The sequence below is a fragment of the Blastococcus sp. TF02A-26 genome (assembly GCF_003319125.1).
GTDB lineage: Bacteria > Actinomycetota > Actinomycetes > Mycobacteriales > Geodermatophilaceae > Trujillonella.
This window is the reverse complement of record NZ_QOHG01000007.1, coordinates 125,583-141,058: the sequence shown is the minus strand read 5'-3', so window position 1 is coordinate 141,058 and position 15,476 is coordinate 125,583. Positions and strand designations below refer to the sequence as shown.

Genomic DNA, 15,476 nt, shown 5'->3' with positions numbered 1-15,476 from the left:
CGGGGTCCTCGCTCAGTCGGAGAGGCGGGGGCGGGACTCCAGGTGCCCCATGCCGTTCCAGGCGAGGTTCACCAGGTGCGCGGCGACGTCCCGCTTGCCGCGGGACCGGTCCTCCAGCCACCACGCGCCGACCAGCGCGACCATCCCGACCAGGGCCTGGCTGTAGAGCCCGGCCAGCCGGGGGTCGTAGCCGTTGCGGGTGAACTGCGCGGCGAGCAGGTGCTCCACCTGGTGCGCGGCCTCGCCGAGCAGGGACGAGTAGTGCCCGGCGGCGTCGCTGATCGGGGAGTCGCGGGAGAGGACGCGGAACCCGTCGGTGTCCTCCTCGATGTAGTCGAGGAGGACGAGGGCGGCCCGCTCCAGCAGCTCCCGCGGGTGACCGCCGGCGGAGAGGGCGTCGGCGAACCGGTCGAGCAGCCGGCGCATCTCCTGCTCGACGACGACGGCGTACAGCCCCTCCTTGCCGCCGAAGTGCCCGTAGACGACCGGCTTGCTCACCGAGGCCCGCGCGGCCAGCTCCTCGATCGAGGTGGCCTCGTAGCCGCGCCGGCCGAACAGCTCCCGGCCGATGTCGATGAGCTGCTGGCGGCGCTGGGCGCCGGTCATGCGCACCCGCGGCCGGGTGCCGCCGGACCCGAGTGCTCCCTCGGGGCGGCGCCGCCCGGGCGCCCGCGCAGCGGCGGGGCGCCCGGGCGGGGGGACGTTCGCGGGCGTGCTCAGCCCGCGGCCTGGACGGGCGCCCGCTTGGCCGCGAGCCGCACGGGGTCGGGCCACTTGACGCTGTGCGCCCAGCCGAGCTTCTCGAAGACCCAGATCACCCGGGCGCTCATGTCGACCTGGCCGCGCAGCACGCCGTGCCGCGCCGAGGTCGGATCGACGTGGTGCAGGTTGTGCCACGACTCGCCGCCGCTGAGGATCGCCAGGGGCCAGACGTTGGTGGCGCGGTCGCGCGAGGCGAACGGCCGGGAGCCGAGCACGTGGCAGATCGAGTTGACCGACCAGGTCACGTGGTGCAGCAGCGCCGTCCGCACCAGGCCGGCCCAGAAGAACGCCGACAGGGCCCCGGCCCACGTGCCGGTGACCAGCCCGCCGATGACGGCGGGCAGCGCCAGGCTGAGGAACGCCCAGACGACGAACAGGCGGCTGACGACCCGCAGGCCCTTGTCCTTGAGCAGGTCGGGGGCGTAGCGCTCGGGGTTGGTCTGGCGGCGGTCGAAGAGCCAGCCCAGGTGCGCGTGCCAGATGCCCTTCATCAGGGACCGGGTGTCCGTGCCGTATCGCCAGGGGGAGTGCGGGTCACCCTCGCGGTCGGAGAACGCGTGGTGCCGACGGTGGTCGGCGACCCACTGCACGACCGGGCCCTCGATGGCCATGCACCCGATGATCGCCATCCCGTAGCGCAGCGGCTTCCCCGCCTTGAACGAGCCATGGGTGAAGTACCGGTGGTAGCCGACGGTCACGCCGAGCAGCGGGATGAAGTAGAAGGCGACCAGCAGGCCGAGGTCCAGCCAGGACATCCCCCAGCCCCAGACGACGGGGACGATCGCGGCCAGTGCCAGGAAGGGGACGATGACGAACAGGTAGAGCGTGATCTGCTCGACCGCGCCCTTCTCCTTGCCGTAGGCGTTGGCCGGCAGGCCGGCGTCCGGGTCGGCCGGCCGGATCGGGGCCGAGGGCCGGGTGAGGGCGGGAGCGGACAGAACGGCCTCCAAGGGTGACGAACCGGTCGGCCGCCGCAGCGTCCCCGACCGTGGTTACGGCTCCGTAACCTACGTGCCGGTGGGAGGGTCCGCCCGGTGGGGTGGGAACCCCCTGTTCAGCGCCCCGGGGCCCCGCTGCGGGCGTGCCGCGGGCGCGCGATCGGTGCGGAGCGGGGGGCGCCGTCACCTAGGCTGCCCGTGGCGCCGGTGCCGGTGCCCCGCGGCGTCCGGACCGGCCGGCGCGGATGGGGGATGGGGTAATCGGCAGCCCGCCGGCCTTTGGAGCCGTGCAGTCTCGGTTCGAGTCCGAGTCCCCCAGCAGCCGTCATCGGCAGCACCGCGGCGAGTGCCCAGCGGTGCACCCGCCCGCCCCGCCGTCCCGAGGAGATCCGTGAGCCAGCCCCGCCCGGGAGACGACCGCCCCGACCAGACCGACGGGGAGGGGATCGCCGCCGTCGTCGTGCTCGCCGCCGGACAGGGCACCCGCATGCGCTCGGCCACCCCCAAGGTGCTGCACCCCCTCGGCGGTCGCAGCATGCTCGGCCACGTCCTCGCGGCCGCCGCGCCGCTGGGGGCCGGCCGCACGCTCGTCGTCGTCGGCGCGGGCCGCGAGGCGGTCGTCGAGCACCTGGCCGCCGTGGCGCCGCAGGCCCGGCCGGTGGTGCAGGAGGAGCAGCGCGGGTCCGGCCACGCCGCGCAGGTGGCGCTGGACGCCGTGCCGGACCTCGAGGGTGCGGTGCTCGTCTGCAACGGGGACTCGCCGCTGCTCACCGCGCGGACGCTCGCCGCGCTGGCCGCCGCGCACCGGGAGGCGGGGAGCGTCTTCACCGTGCTGACCGCGGAGGTCGAGGACCCGACCGGCCTCGGCCGAATCGTCCGCGACGGCGACGGCCGGCCACGCGCCATCGTCGAGGAACGGGACGCCACGGAGGAGCAGCGGGCCATCCGCGAGGTCAACGCCGGCGTGTACGTGGCGAACGCGGGCACTCTGCGCCGCGTGCTGGCCGGGCTCTCGACCGACAACGCGCAGGGCGAGCAGTACCTGACCGACGCGCTGGCGCCGCTGGTGGAGGGCGGCGCGCCGGTCGCCGCGGTGCGGGCCGACGACCCGGTCGACGTGCTCGGCTGCAACGACCGCCGCGAGCTGGCCGCGCGCCGCCGGGTGCTCAACGACCGGGTGCTGGACGAGCTGATGGTCGCCGGTGTCACCGTCGTCGACCCGGCGACGACGTGGGTGGACGTCACGGTGACCGTGGACGCCGACGCGGTGCTCCAGCCGGGGACCCAGCTGCACGGGACGACGCGGGTCGCCGGGGGTGCGGTGGTCGGACCGGACACCACCCTCACCGACTGCGAGGTGGGGGAGGGGGCGTCGGTCGTCCGCTCGCACTGCAGCGGCGCCGTCATCGGCCCGGCAGCGACTGTGGGCCCGTTCAGCTACCTCCGGCCGGGTTCCCGGCTCGCCCGGGGCGCGAAGGTGGGCGCCTTCGTCGAGACGAAGAACGTCGAGCTCGGCGAGGGCTCGAAGGTGCCGCACCTGTCCTACGTGGGGGACGCGACCATCGGGACCGGCTCGAACATCGGTGCCGCGACGGTCTTCGTGAACTACGACGGTGTGGAGAAGCACCGCACCACCGTCGGGGACCACGTGCGCATCGGCTCCGACACGATGCTCGTGGCGCCGGTCACCGTGGGCGACGGCGCCTACACCGCGGCCGGGTCGGTGATCACCACCGACGTCCCCCCGGGGGCGATGGGCGTCGCACGGGCCAAGCAGCGGAATGTGGCAGGCTGGGTGGGCCGCCGCCGCCCGGGCACCGCAGCCGCGCAGGCCGCAGCGGCGGCCGGGGATGCAGGTGCCGCGCCAGCGGAAGACACTCGTCCCGGGACCGGCGAGGGCCGGCCCACGGCCTCCGGCACGACTCTCGACCAGTAGGGGCACCGATCCGATGAGCGCCATCCGGCAGTCCACCAACAAGAGCCTCATGCTCTTCTCCGGCCGGGCGTTCCCCGAGCTGGCCGACGAGATCGCCGGGCACCTGGGCGTCACCCCCACCCCGACCGCGGCCTACGAGTTCGCCAACGGCGAGCTGTTCGTGCGGTTCGAGGAGTCGGTACGCGGCTGCGACGCGTTCGTGGTGCAGAGCCACACGGCGCCGCTGAACACCTGGCTGATGGAACAGCTGATCATGGTCGACGCGCTCAAGCGGGCCTCGGCCAAGCGGATCACCGTCGTCGCGCCGTTCTTCCCCTACGCGCGGCAGGACAAGAAGCACCGCGGCCGCGAGCCGATCTCCGCCCGCCTGGTGGCCGACCTGTTCAAGACCGCCGGCGCCGACCGGCTGATGACCGTCGACCTGCACACCGCGCAGATCCAGGGCTTCTTCGACGGCCCGGTCGACCACCTCTTCGCCCTCGACCTCCTGGTCGAGCACGTCTGCGCCCGCTGGGGCGACCGCGACATCACGGTGGTCTCGCCCGACGCCGGCCGGGTGCGGGTCTCCGAGCGCTGGAGCGACAAGCTCGGCGGCACCCCGCTGGCCTTCATCCACAAGACCCGCGACCCGATGCGGCCCAACGAGGTCGTCGCCAACCGCGTCGTCGGTGAGGTCGAGGGCCGGGTCTGCATCATCGTCGACGACATGATCGACACCGGCGGCACGATCGTGAAGGCCGCCGAGACGCTGTTCGAGGCCGGCGCCGCCGACGTGATCGTCACCGCCACCCACGGCGTGCTCTCCGGCCCGGCCGTCGACCGGCTCAAGAACAGCCGGATCAGCGAGGTCGTCGTCACCAACACGCTGCCCATCGAGCCCGAGCGCCAGTTCGACAAGCTCACCGTCCTCTCGATCGCCCCGCTCCTGGCGCGCGCGATCAAGGAGGTCTTCGAGGACGGCTCCGTGACCAGCCTCTTCGACGGCGCCTCGTGATCTGCGGTCCTCCGGACCGCACCGCGGCCACGTGCCGTCCCGACCTGCGCTGAGCCCCTCCCGTCCCGTCTCGGGGGACCCTCCGGGCCCCCACTCGGCGGAACCCGCTTCACGGAGTGCTTCGCCGGCCCTGCGTCGGGAGCCCTCCGGGCCCCGCTCCGCAGGACCGAGTACGCTTGACCGGCCCGGCGAGGGAGATCCGATCTCCGTTATCGACGTGCGTGTGCTCCGGAAGGTGTGCCGCGCTCGTGTGCGCCGGCCCCAGACCCGAGAGATCCAGGAGCACACCACCGTGGCTGACTACCGCCTCGTCGCCGAGGCCCGCACCGAGTTCGGCAAGGGCAGCGCCCGCCGCACCCGTCGTGCCGGTCGCATCCCCGCCGTCCTCTACGGGCACGGCCAGGACGTCGTCCACCTGTCGCTGCCGGCCCGCGAGTTCGCCGCGGTGCTGCGCAACGGCGGTGGCAACGCGCTGATCACCGTCGTCCTCGACGGCACCGAGCACCTGGCCCTGACCAAGGCCGTGCAGCGCGACCCGCTGACCCGCGAGCACGAGCACGTCGACCTGCTGACCGTCCGCCGCGGCGAGAAGACCACGGTCGACGTCCCGATCGTGGTCGTCGGCGAGCCCGGCGTGGACGCGATCCCGAACCACCAGCTGAACACCGTCTCGATCGAGGCCGACGCGACCCGTCTGCCCGACTCCATCGAGGTCGACGTCACCGGCCGGACCGCCGGTCAGAACATCACCGCCGCGGACCTGGTCCTGCCGGCCGGTTCGACGCTGGTCACCGACCCGGAGGCGCTGGTCATCGGCTTCCTGGGCGCGCCGACCGCCGAGGCCCTCGAGGCCGAGCTCGCCGAGGCCGAGGCCGAGGCCGGCATCGAGCGCGAGGAGTCCGACTCCGCCGCCGAGGGCACCGGCGAGGGCGACGTCGTCCCCGAGCCGCAGGACCAGGGCAGCGGCGAGTCGATGGACGCGGCCGAGAACAGCTGAGGCATCCGCTGACCGAGAGCACGACCCGCAGGGGCGCCGGCACCGCCGGCGCCCCTGTGGCGTCTCCGTCACCAGCACCGCCCTCCGAGGGCCCCTTCCTCGTGGTGGGCCTGGGCAACCCCGGTCCGGCCTACGCCGGCAACCGGCACAACGTCGGCGCGATGGTGCTCGACGAGTTGGCCGCCCGCGCCGGCGTGAAGCTCTCGCCGGGCAAGGGCGCCCGGTCCCGCGCCCTCGTCGGCGAGGGCCGGCTGGCCGGGCGGCGGGTGGTCCTGGCCCGGCCCACCTGCTACATGAACGAGTCGGGCGGTCCCGTGCGCGGGCTGCTCGACTACTCGAAGATCCCGGCCGACGACCTCGTCGTCGTGCACGACGAGCTCGACATCCCCTTCGCGGCCGTGCGGCTCAAGCGCGGGGGAGGCGAGGGCGGTCACAACGGGCTCCGGTCCATCAGCCGGTCCACCGGCACCAAGGACTACCTCCGGGTGCGGGTCGGCATCGGCCGGCCACCCGGGCGGCAGGACCCGGCGGACTTCGTGCTCAAGGACTTCTCGGCGACCGAGCGCAAGGAGCTCGAGCTGCTGATCGCCGAGGCCGCCGACGCCACCGAGGAGCTGCTGGCCCGGGGCCTGGAGGCCGCGCAGAACGTGGTGCACCCCCGCACCTGAGGTCACCGGTCACGCTGCGTGGTGAACGGGTGACGAGATCTGCCCCCCTTCGGGGTGAACGTCACCCTGCGGGTTGACCCTGAGATCACCGACTGTGATGGTCATCCGTGGCGCGGAGTCGCCGTGGACCGCAAACCCGCACGTCAGGCGCGTGTCCACGCGGTGACTCCGACCACACACTGTCACGTCGGTGTCCGGGGGGAACCGTGCTGCTGGATCGGGATCAGGTCAGGTTGGGAGCCACCTCGCTGCAGGCGGCCGCGGCCCCGTCGGTGCAGTTCGCACCGCGCGCCACCGTCCGCCGCACGCCCCCGGCGTGGGCCCGCCGCTACACGCTGGCCCTGGTCCTCCTCGAGTCCCTGGCCGCCGCGGTCGCCGGGGGCGCGGTGCTCCTCACCCACCGCGACTCGCTGTCGGCGCAGCAGCCGCTGCTCTGGGCCGTGGTCGCGCTGGTCCTCGGGTGGCCGGCGCTGCTGGCCGCCAACGGCGCCTACTCCGAGCGGGCGTACGGCACCGGCAGCGACGAGTACCGCCACGTCGGCCGGGCCGGGCTGCTGCTGATCGCCGCCCTGGGCCTCATCTCCTACGCGGCCGCTCTCGACCTCTCCCGCGGCCTCGTGGTCGTCGCCGTCCCGGCGCTGACCGTCGCGACCCTGCTCGTGCGGTTCGCCGCCCGCTGCTGGCTGCGCCGGCTGCGCGCGCTCGGGTCCTGCACGACCCGCGTGATCGTCGTCGGCCGCGGCGGGGCGGTCCTCGAGCTGGCGGAGCGGGTGCGCCGGGAGCGGTTCGCCGGCATGGACGTCGTCGCCGCCTGCGTCACGCCGGAGAGCCGCGACCTCGTCGCGGCCGGCCTGGGCGTGCCCGTCGGTGGCCTGGACGACGTCGTGGCGATGGCCCGGGACCTCGGCGCGGAGACCATCGCGGTGACCTCGGCGAGCGAGACCGCCGCCCAGTACCTCCGCCAGCTCTCCTGGCAGCTCGAGGGCACCGGCATCGAACTGCTCGTGGCCCCGGGTCTGATCGAGGTCGCCGGTCCGCGGCTGCACATCCGTCCCTTCGAGGGCCTGCCGCTGCTCGCCGTCGAGCAGCCTCGGTTCGAGGGGTGGCGCCGCGTCGTCAAGGGCGGCCTGGACCGCAGCGTCGCCGCGCTGGCGCTGCTGCTCATGGCCCCGGTCCTGCTGGGGATCGCCCTCGCGGTCCGGCTGACCAGCGCCGGCCCGGTGCTCTACCGGCAGGAGCGGGTGGGCGTGAACGGGCAGACGTTCACGATGCTCAAGTTCCGCAGCATGGTCGCCGACGCCGACCGCCAGGTGGAGGCGCTGAGCGCGGACAACATCTCCGACGGCCTCCTGTTCAAGATGCGCGTCGACCCGCGGGTCACCCCCGTGGGGCGCTGGCTGCGCCGGCTGTCGCTGGACGAGCTGCCGCAGCTGTTCAACGTGCTGGGCGGATCCATGTCCCTGGTCGGGCCCAGGCCGCCGTTGCCGGGTGAGGTCGCGCGCTACGACACGCAGATCAGCCGCCGGCTGCTGGTGAAGCCCGGGCTCACCGGTCTCTGGCAGATCTCCGGTCGCAGTGACCTGCCGTGGGAGGAGGCCGTTCGCCTGGACCTGCGGTACGTGGAGAACTGGTCGATGGCCATGGACCTGCTGATCCTGGTCAAGACGTTCCGGGCGGTGCTCAGCCGCGCCGGGGCCTACTGACCGGTTCACCCTCACCCCTCCGAGGGAGGAACCCCGGACGGGCCCGCTCCAGCATGAGGAGCTCCCTGCCGATCGGGTGGGGACACGCTGTCGACGAACGGATTCCGATGGACCGCATGAGCATCGCCATGGTCGGGACGCGTGGCGTCCCCGCGCGATACGGTGGCTTCGAGACCGCAGTCGAGGAGATCGGCCGCCGCCTGGCCGACGCCGGCCACCGCGTCGTCGTCTACTGCCGCACGGTCCCCGGTGTCACCGAGACCCGGCCCCGCCGGCACCTGGGCATGGAGCTCGTCCACCTGCCCGCCGCGCGGAAGCGCTCGCTGGAGACCCTCAGCCACACCGCGCTGTCCGTCGCGCACCTCGTCGCGCACCGCACCGACGCCGCCTTCGTGTTCAACGCCGCCAACGCCCCGCTGCTCCCGGTCCTGCGCGCCGCCCGGATCCCGGTCGCGACGCACGTCGACGGCCTCGAGTGGCGGCGGGCCAAGTGGGGTGGCGCCGGCCGGCGCTACTACCGCGCCGCGGAGAGCCTCGCCGTCCGCTGGTCCGACGCGCTCGTCGCCGACGCGCAGGGCATCGCGGACTACTACCGCGACGCCTTCGACGCGCCGACCACCCTGCTGACCTACGGTGCGCCGGTCATCGAGCCGGGATCGGACAAGCTCGCCGAGCTCGGTCTCGAACGGGGTGGCTACCACCTCGTGGTGGCCCGGTTCGAGCCGGAGAACCACGTCGACCTCATCGTCGACGGCTACACCCGCAGTGACGCGGCCAAGCCGCTGGTCGTCGTCGGCTCGGCTCCCTACGCCGACGAGTACACCCGCCGGGTGCACGCCCTCGCCGACGACCGCGTGCGCTTCCTCGGCGGGGTCTGGGACCAGGACCTGCTCGACCAGCTGTACGCCCACTGCGCCACGTACCTGCACGGCCACTCGGTGGGCGGGACCAACCCCTCGCTGCTGCGCGCCATCGGCGCCGGTGCCGCCGTCACCGCCTTCGACGTCTCCTTCAACCGCGAGGTCATCGCCGACGCCGGCCGCTTCTTCCGCACCCCCGAGGACGTCGCCCGGGAGATCGCCGCGGTCGAGGCCGATCCCGTCGGCACCCGTCGCGCCGGTCGCCGGTCCCGCGAGCTGGCCCTCCGCTACGACTGGGACGCGGTCGCCGCCGGCTACGAGGAGCTCGCCGCGACGCTCGCGGCCCGCCGGTTCCCGCGTCGCCGGCCCAGCGGACGCCGCCGGCCGACCGAGGCCGACCTGCCGCCGACCCGTCCGAGCACCACGCTGCCGGACAACGTGGTGCAGCTGCCCACCCCGGCCGGACCGTCGCACTGGGAGCACATGCCGGCGGCACAGCAGTGAGCCGCACCGCACGAAGCACCGATGAGCACGAGGTCGCCCCGACGGGGCGCGGGGGAGGGGACGACGTGGCGGTAGCCGATCGCAGGGGTGGTGGTTCCGAGCCTCCGGCACGGCGCCGGTGGCTCCTCGTCACCGGCGTGGCCGTGCTGGTGGCCCTCGTGGCCCTGGTCGTCGCGCTGGTCGGCGGCGGGGACGACGACCGCGAGACCGCGGCCGGCGACCCGGCCCCGACGTCGGCGACCGCCACCGAGCCCTCGTTGGGCGCGGGCGCTCCCGGCGCGGACGCGACCCCGCCGGAGGTGGCCCCGGAGTCCGGGGCCGACGAGCCGCCCGCCAGCCTGGCGCCGGTCGCCCTCGACCAGGAGGCCGACGCCGGTGACGGCGTCACCGCGAGGGTGATCGGGCTGGAGGCGATCGAGGGCACCGGTACCGGACGCGGGAACGTGTCCGGCCCCGCGTTGCGCCTGACGGTCGGCATCACGAACGGCTCCGGAGACGCGATCGACCTCGGCAGCGTCGCCGTCAACCTGGCCTACGGCGTCGATGCCGTGCCGGCCTCGCCGCTGAACGACCCCTCCCAGGCCCCCCTCTCGGGGTCGCTCGACACAGGGGAGACCGGCGAGGGCGTGTACGTGTTCAGCGTGCCGCAGGACGCCCGCGGCACCGTCTCGGTCTCCGTGGGCTACCGCGCGGGCGCGCCGTTCATGGTCTTCACCGGCGCCGCCGCCTGACCGTCCCCCGAACCGCACACCGCAGGGCCCCGGCGACCGCCGGGGCCCTGCGGGGTTTCCGGGTGCGTGTGTGTCACCCAGAGTGATGATCGTGACCGGCAACAGGCGGGCTGAGCAGGCTTGTCACCGCATCGGGGGATCCCAGGGCCACGTTCGTCACGCTTAGTGTTCACGGGCCTGGCCGCTGGACGGTCATGCGCACGACGCGACACAACGGGGGACATTTCGTCATGTCTGTACGCACGACCGCATCAGCCCGGGCCCTCGTGGCCGGGTTCCTGGCCACGCTCCTGTTCGTCGGGGTGCTCGGTGGCATCGTCCCGGGCACCGCCCGCGCGGATTCCGCGCCGGTCGACCCGGTGAACCCGACCACGCCCACCACCGTCACCGCCGACGCGCTGCCCACGGTGCAGATCAACGGTGTCGCCTGGTCCCAGGTCGTGGTGGGGAACACGGTCTACGTCGGCGGCAGCTTCACCACCGCCCGTCCCGCCGGCGCACCCGCGGGCACCGGAGAGGTGCGACGCAGCCACCTGTTGGCCTACGACATCCGCACCGGCGAGCTGATCACCTCCTTCGCGCCCACCCTCAACGCGCAGGTGATGTCGGTCGCGGCGTCGCCGGACGGTTCCCGCGTCTACGTCGGCGGCGACTTCGACGTCGTCGACGGGCAGTCGCGGCCGCACGTCGCCGCGTTCAGCACCGCCACGGGCCAGCTCGTCCCCGACTTCCGGCCCGTCGTCAACTCCCAGGTGAGCGCCATCGCCGCCACCAACTCCACCGTCTACCTCGGCGGCTGGCTGAGCGCCGTCGGCTCGGTCGCGCGCAACCGCCTGGCCGCCGTCCGTGCCTCGGACGGGGCGCTGCTGTCCTGGGCCCCCCAGCCCGGCGGCACGGTCAACACCGTCACCTCCCTCGTGGTGGCCGGCACCAACCAGGTCGTCGTGGGCGGCCGCTTCGCCTCCATGAACGGTGCCGCGGGCGCGGGTGTCGCGGCCGTCGACGCGACCTCGGGCGCGACGAAGCCGTTCGCGGTGAACCAGATCATCACCAACCAGGGCAACGCGGCCGGCATCACCAGCCTCACCGTGTCCGACGGCGTCGTCTACGGCACCGGCTACGACTTCGGTGGCCCGGGGAACCTCGAGGACACCTTCGCCGCGCGGGCGGACGGCGGCGCGCCCGTCTGGTTCTCCGACTGCCGCGGTGACCACTACTCGGCCTACGTGATGCGCGGCGTCGTCTACACCGCCTCGCACGCCCACGACTGCGCCAACATCGGTGGTTTCCCGCAGTTCGACCCCTGGATCCACATGTTCGGCAACGCCCGCACCGTCGCCGCGACCGGGACCAACCAGCGGATCAGCGACCTGCGCGGCAACACCCGCCTGGCCGGCCAGCCGGCGCCCTCCCTCCTCCCGTGGGACCCGACCTTCCAGTCCGGCACCTACACCGGTCAGGCCCAGGCGGGCTGGACGGTCACCGGCAACGGTGACTACCTCGCCTTCGGTGGCGAGTTCCCGACGGTGAACGGCGTGCCGCAGCAGGGCCTGGTGCGCTTCGCCGTGCCGGCCCTGGCCCCGAACAAGGTCGGCCCGGCGACGACGAAGCCGTTCGCGCTGACCGCCACGCCGGTGCCCGGTGCGGTGCGGCTGAGCTGGCCGTCGGTGGCCGACCGGGACAACGAGTACCTGACCTACCGCGTCTACCGCGACTCGGACGCCGTGGCGCCGGTCTGCGAGACCACCCGGCCGACCCGCTGGTGGAGCCTGCCCACGTTCGCCTGCGCCGACACCGGCGCCGCCGCGGGCTCGCACCGCTGGCTCGTGGCGGTCAGCGACCCGTTCGGCAACCGGCTCAGCTCCACCTGGGTCACCGCGAACGTCCCGGCCGCCAGCAGCGGCACGGCGCGGCCCTACGCCCGGGCCGTCATCGCCGACGGCGCGATCGACCACTGGTACCTCGGTGAGCCCTCGGGCAGCGTCGGCTACGACTACGCCGGCACCTCGGACCTGACCCTGGGCAGCGGCGTGAGCCGCGGGGCAGCGGGTGCGATCTCCGGCGACGCCAACACCGCGTCGACCTTCAACGGCACCTCCAACGGCCGCGCCTCCACCGGCACGGCGATCCCCGGCCCGCAGACCTTCAGCGTCGAGGCGTGGTTCCAGACCACGTCGCGCACCGGCGGCAAGATCGTCGGCTTCGGGACCTCGAACACCGGCCTGAGCACGGCCTACGACCGGCACATCTTCATGGACGCCGCCGGGAAGGTGCACTTCGGCATCTGGACCGGTGACTACCTGCAGCTCACCGGGGCCTCGACCTACAACGACGGCAAGTGGCACCACGTCGCCGCGACCATGAACTCCGCCGGCGTCTCGCTGTACGTCGACGGCGTCCTCGTGGCCTCGCGGGCCGGCACCTACCGCGCCCAGGTCATGAACGGCTACTGGCGGATCGGTGGCGACAGCGCCTGGCCCAACGCCGGCGCCGCGTGGTTCAACGGCCGCATCGACGAGGTCGCGGTGTACCCGTCGGCTCTCTCGGCCGGCCAGGTCGCCAGCCACAACGCGCTGGGTCGCGGGCAGAACCTGGCCCCGGCCGCGTCGTTCACGTCCTCGACCTCGGACCTGACCGCCCGCTTCGACGGCCAGGGCTCGACCGACCCCGAGGGCGCCGTCCAGGCCTACGCCTGGGACTTCGGTGACAACACCACGGGGACCGGTGCCACCGCTGCGCACACCTACGCCGCGGCCGGCACGTACACCGTGCGCCTCACCGTGACCGACGGCGGCGGCCTCACCGCCACGACGACCCGGCAGGTCACCGTGACCGCGCCGCCGACGGGTCCGGGCTCCATCGCCGCGGACTCCTTCGAGCGCGACCGCAGCTTCGGCTGGGGCATCGCCGAGCGCGGCGGGTCGTGGACCACGGCCGGGACGACGTCGGTGACCGGCGGCGCCGGGCAGCTCTCCGGCAACACCGGTCAGGGTGCGACGGCGACGCTGTCGGAGATCAGCCGCACCGACGTGGCCGTGCAGGCCGCGGTGACGTTGCCGGCCCTCTCCACCGGTGGCGGGACCTTCGTCTACCTGACCACCCAGCGGATCGGGACCACGGACTACCACGCGAACCTGCGGTTCCGTCCCGACGGCCAGGTCGAGGTGTTCCTCGCCCGGCAGGTGAACGGCGCGGAGACGATCCTCGGTGGCTACCTGCTGCCCGGTGGCTACGCCGCCGGCACGTCCCTCACCGTGCGGTTCGAGACCAGCGGGACCGCGCCGACGACCCTCAAGGTCAAGGTGTGGCGCACCGGCTCGACCGAGCCGACGGCCTGGGGTCTGACCCAGACCGACGCCACGGCGGAGCTGCAGCGTGCCGGTGCCGTCTCGGTGGGCATGTACGTCTCCGGTACCGCGACGGCCGTCTCCACGGTGCGCATGGACGACCTGCGGGCCGAGCCGGCCGGCACGGTCGTGGTCCGGCCGAACCAGGCTCCGACGGCGCAGTTCACCGCGTCGGCGACGGACCTGGCCGTGGCCGTGGACGGCTCCGGCTCCACCGACGACGAGGGCGTCACCGCCTACGCGTGGGACTTCGGCGACAGCAGCACCGCCACCGGGGCCACGACGTCGCACACCTACACCGCCGCGGGCACCTACACCGTGCGGTTGACGGTGACCGACGCCGCCGGGCTGACCGGCACCACCACGCGGACGGTGACGGTCACGGCCCCGCCGCCGCCGCCGGCCGGCGCGCCCCTCGCCGCGGACTCGTTCGAGCGCACCGTGGCCTCCGGCTGGGGCACCGCCCAGGTCGGTGGGGCGTGGACCACGGGCGGCCCCGCCTCGGTGACCGGCGGTGCCGGTCAGCTCTCCGGGGGTGCCGGCCAGGGCGCTGCTGCCCGGCTGCCCGGGCTGAACCGGACCGACGTGGTCGTGCAGACGACCGTGACGCTGCCGCAGCTGACGACCGGCAACGGGACCTATGTCAGCGTGGCCGCGCAGAGCGTCGGGTCCAGCGACTACCGGGTGAAGTTCCGGTTCCGCGCCGACGGCCAGGTCGAGATGATGCTCGCCCGCACCGAGAACGGGGTGGAGACCGTCCTCGGCGGGTCGCTGGTGACCGGCGGGTACGCCGCCGGCACGCCGCTGACCGTCCGGTTCGAGACCAGCGGCACCGCGCCCACGACCCTCCGGGTCAAGGCGTGGCGGACCGGTACCACCGAGCCGGCGACCTGGACCCTGACGGCGACGGACGCCACCGCTGCCCTGCAGCGCCCGGGGGGTCTGCTCCTGGAGACCTACACCTCCGGTGCCGCGACGGCGCCCTCGGTGGTCCGCTTCGACGACCTGCGGGTCGACCCGGCGGGCACCGTCGTGCCGAACCCGAACCCGAACCCGAACCCGAACCCCAACCCGAACCCGAATCCGAACCCGCAGCCGACCAACCAGGCGCCGGTGGCCGCGATCGCGGCGACCACCTCCGGCCTGACGGTGGCCGTGGACGGCGCGGGGTCCACCGACGACGCCGGCGTGACCGGCTACGCGTGGGACTTCGGTGACGGCAGCACGGGCACGGGTGCCACCGCGACGCGCACCTACGCCGCGGCCGGCACCTACACCGTGCGGCTGACGGTGACCGACGCCGCCGGGCTGACCGGGACCACCACCCGTGCCGTGACGGTCACGGCGCCGGTGCCCCCGGCCGCCGGTACCCCCGTCGCCGCCGACGCCTTCGAGCGTGCGGTGACCGGTGGGTGGGGGACCGCGGACGTGGGCGGCGCCTGGACCGTCGAGGGCGTCGCCGCCCACGCCTCGGTCGTCGTCGGGGCCGGGCAGCTGGCCAGCACGGCGGGTCAGACCACCACCGCGCAGCTCGCGGCCACCCCCGTCCAGGACACCGCCGTCCAGGTCGAGGTGGTGCTCCCGGAGGCGCCCACCGGCGGCGGGACCTACGTCAGCCTCGGTGCGCGCCGGGTCGGCGCCAGCGACTACCGCGTCAAGATGGGGTTCTTCCCCAACGGCACGGTGGACGTGATGCTGACCCGCTACGTGGACGGCGTGGAGACGGTGCTCGACGGCTACCGGTTGGACGGCACCTACGTCCCCGGCACCACGCTCGTCGTCCGCTACGAGGCGACCGGCAGCGGCACCACCACGCTGCGGGCCAAGGTCTGGCGGGCGGGCACCGACGAGCCGGCGGCCTGGGCGATGACCCGGACCGACACCACCGCTGCGCTGCAGCGGCCGGGCGCGGTGTTCTTCCAGCAGTACGCCTCGGGCAGCGCCACGGGTCCCATCGTGGTCCGGTTCGACGACCTGTGGGTCGGCGTCCCGGGCGCGGTGCCGCCGCGGCCGTGACCGACCTCGCCGCCGCCGCG

10 protein-coding genes and 1 tRNA gene are annotated in these 15,476 nt (G+C 74.0%); 9 read left to right on the top strand and 2 right to left on the bottom strand.

Annotated elements, in window-relative coordinates; genetic code table 11:
* Window positions 1-12 precede the first annotated feature (12 nt).
* Window positions 13-606: a TetR/AcrR family transcriptional regulator gene (locus DQ240_RS10110; protein WP_113839557.1), complete on the bottom strand. Its 594-nt coding sequence runs from the start codon at window positions 604-606 to the stop codon at window positions 13-15.
* A gap of 110 nt (window positions 607-716) precedes the next feature.
* Window positions 717-1,712 (bottom strand): acyl-CoA desaturase, encoded by a 996-nt coding sequence (locus DQ240_RS10105; protein ID WP_233498613.1) that lies wholly within the window; start codon window positions 1,710-1,712, stop codon window positions 717-719.
* A 234-nt stretch (window positions 1,713-1,946) separates the two neighbouring features.
* Here DQ240_RS10105 and DQ240_RS10100 point away from each other — a divergent pair.
* The 9 genes from DQ240_RS10100 to DQ240_RS10060 all read left to right on the top strand — a co-directional run bounded on the left by DQ240_RS10100 (window position 1,947) and on the right by DQ240_RS10060 (window position 15,456).
* Window positions 1,947-2,019: transfer RNA gene (locus DQ240_RS10100), tRNA-Gln, on the top strand.
* A gap of 72 nt (window positions 2,020-2,091) precedes the next feature.
* Complete coding sequence (glmU, locus tag DQ240_RS10095; RefSeq protein ID WP_233498612.1) at window positions 2,092-3,636, top strand: bifunctional UDP-N-acetylglucosamine diphosphorylase/glucosamine-1-phosphate N-acetyltransferase GlmU; 1,545 nt, start codon at window positions 2,092-2,094, stop codon at window positions 3,634-3,636.
* Between the two features lie 13 nt (window positions 3,637-3,649).
* On the top strand, window positions 3,650-4,630 hold the full coding sequence (locus DQ240_RS10090) for a ribose-phosphate diphosphokinase (RefSeq protein WP_113839475.1): 981 nt from the start codon (window positions 3,650-3,652) through the stop codon (window positions 4,628-4,630).
* A gap of 292 nt (window positions 4,631-4,922) precedes the next feature.
* Window positions 4,923-5,627 (top strand): 50S ribosomal protein L25/general stress protein Ctc, encoded by a 705-nt coding sequence (locus DQ240_RS10085; protein ID WP_113839554.1) that lies wholly within the window; start codon window positions 4,923-4,925, stop codon window positions 5,625-5,627.
* Between the two features lie 101 nt (window positions 5,628-5,728).
* Window positions 5,729-6,295, top strand: coding sequence for an aminoacyl-tRNA hydrolase (gene pth, locus DQ240_RS10080; RefSeq protein WP_233498611.1), 567 nt, complete (start codon window positions 5,729-5,731; stop codon window positions 6,293-6,295).
* A gap of 233 nt (window positions 6,296-6,528) precedes the next feature.
* Window positions 6,529-7,998, top strand: coding sequence for a sugar transferase (locus DQ240_RS10075; protein ID WP_233498610.1), 1,470 nt, complete (start codon window positions 6,529-6,531; stop codon window positions 7,996-7,998).
* Window positions 7,999-8,114: 116 nt separating this feature from the next.
* Window positions 8,115-9,362 carry a DUF1972 domain-containing protein gene (locus DQ240_RS10070; RefSeq protein ID WP_199589225.1) on the top strand — a complete coding sequence of 416 codons (1,248 nt, stop codon included), beginning with the start codon at window positions 8,115-8,117 and terminating at the stop codon, window positions 9,360-9,362.
* A 137-nt stretch (window positions 9,363-9,499) separates the two neighbouring features.
* Window positions 9,500-10,093 carry a hypothetical protein gene (locus DQ240_RS10065; RefSeq protein WP_113839471.1) on the top strand — a complete coding sequence of 198 codons (594 nt, stop codon included), beginning with the start codon at window positions 9,500-9,502 and terminating at the stop codon, window positions 10,091-10,093.
* A gap of 230 nt (window positions 10,094-10,323) precedes the next feature.
* Complete coding sequence (locus tag DQ240_RS10060) at window positions 10,324-15,456, top strand: PKD domain-containing protein (protein ID WP_113839470.1); 5,133 nt, start codon at window positions 10,324-10,326, stop codon at window positions 15,454-15,456.
* The last annotated feature ends 20 nt before the right edge of the window (window positions 15,457-15,476 follow it).

Coding starts and splice junctions, on each gene's coding strand:
- DQ240_RS10110 (WP_113839557.1), bottom strand. CDS start 606: ATGACCGGCGCCCAGCGCCGCCAGCAGCTCATCGACATCGGCCGGGAG.
- DQ240_RS10090 (WP_113839475.1), top strand. CDS start 3,650: ATGAGCGCCATCCGGCAGTCCACCAACAAGAGCCTCATGCTCTTCTCC.
- DQ240_RS10070 (WP_199589225.1), top strand. CDS start 8,115: ATGAGCATCGCCATGGTCGGGACGCGTGGCGTCCCCGCGCGATACGGT.
- DQ240_RS10060 (WP_113839470.1), top strand. CDS start 10,324: ATGTCTGTACGCACGACCGCATCAGCCCGGGCCCTCGTGGCCGGGTTC.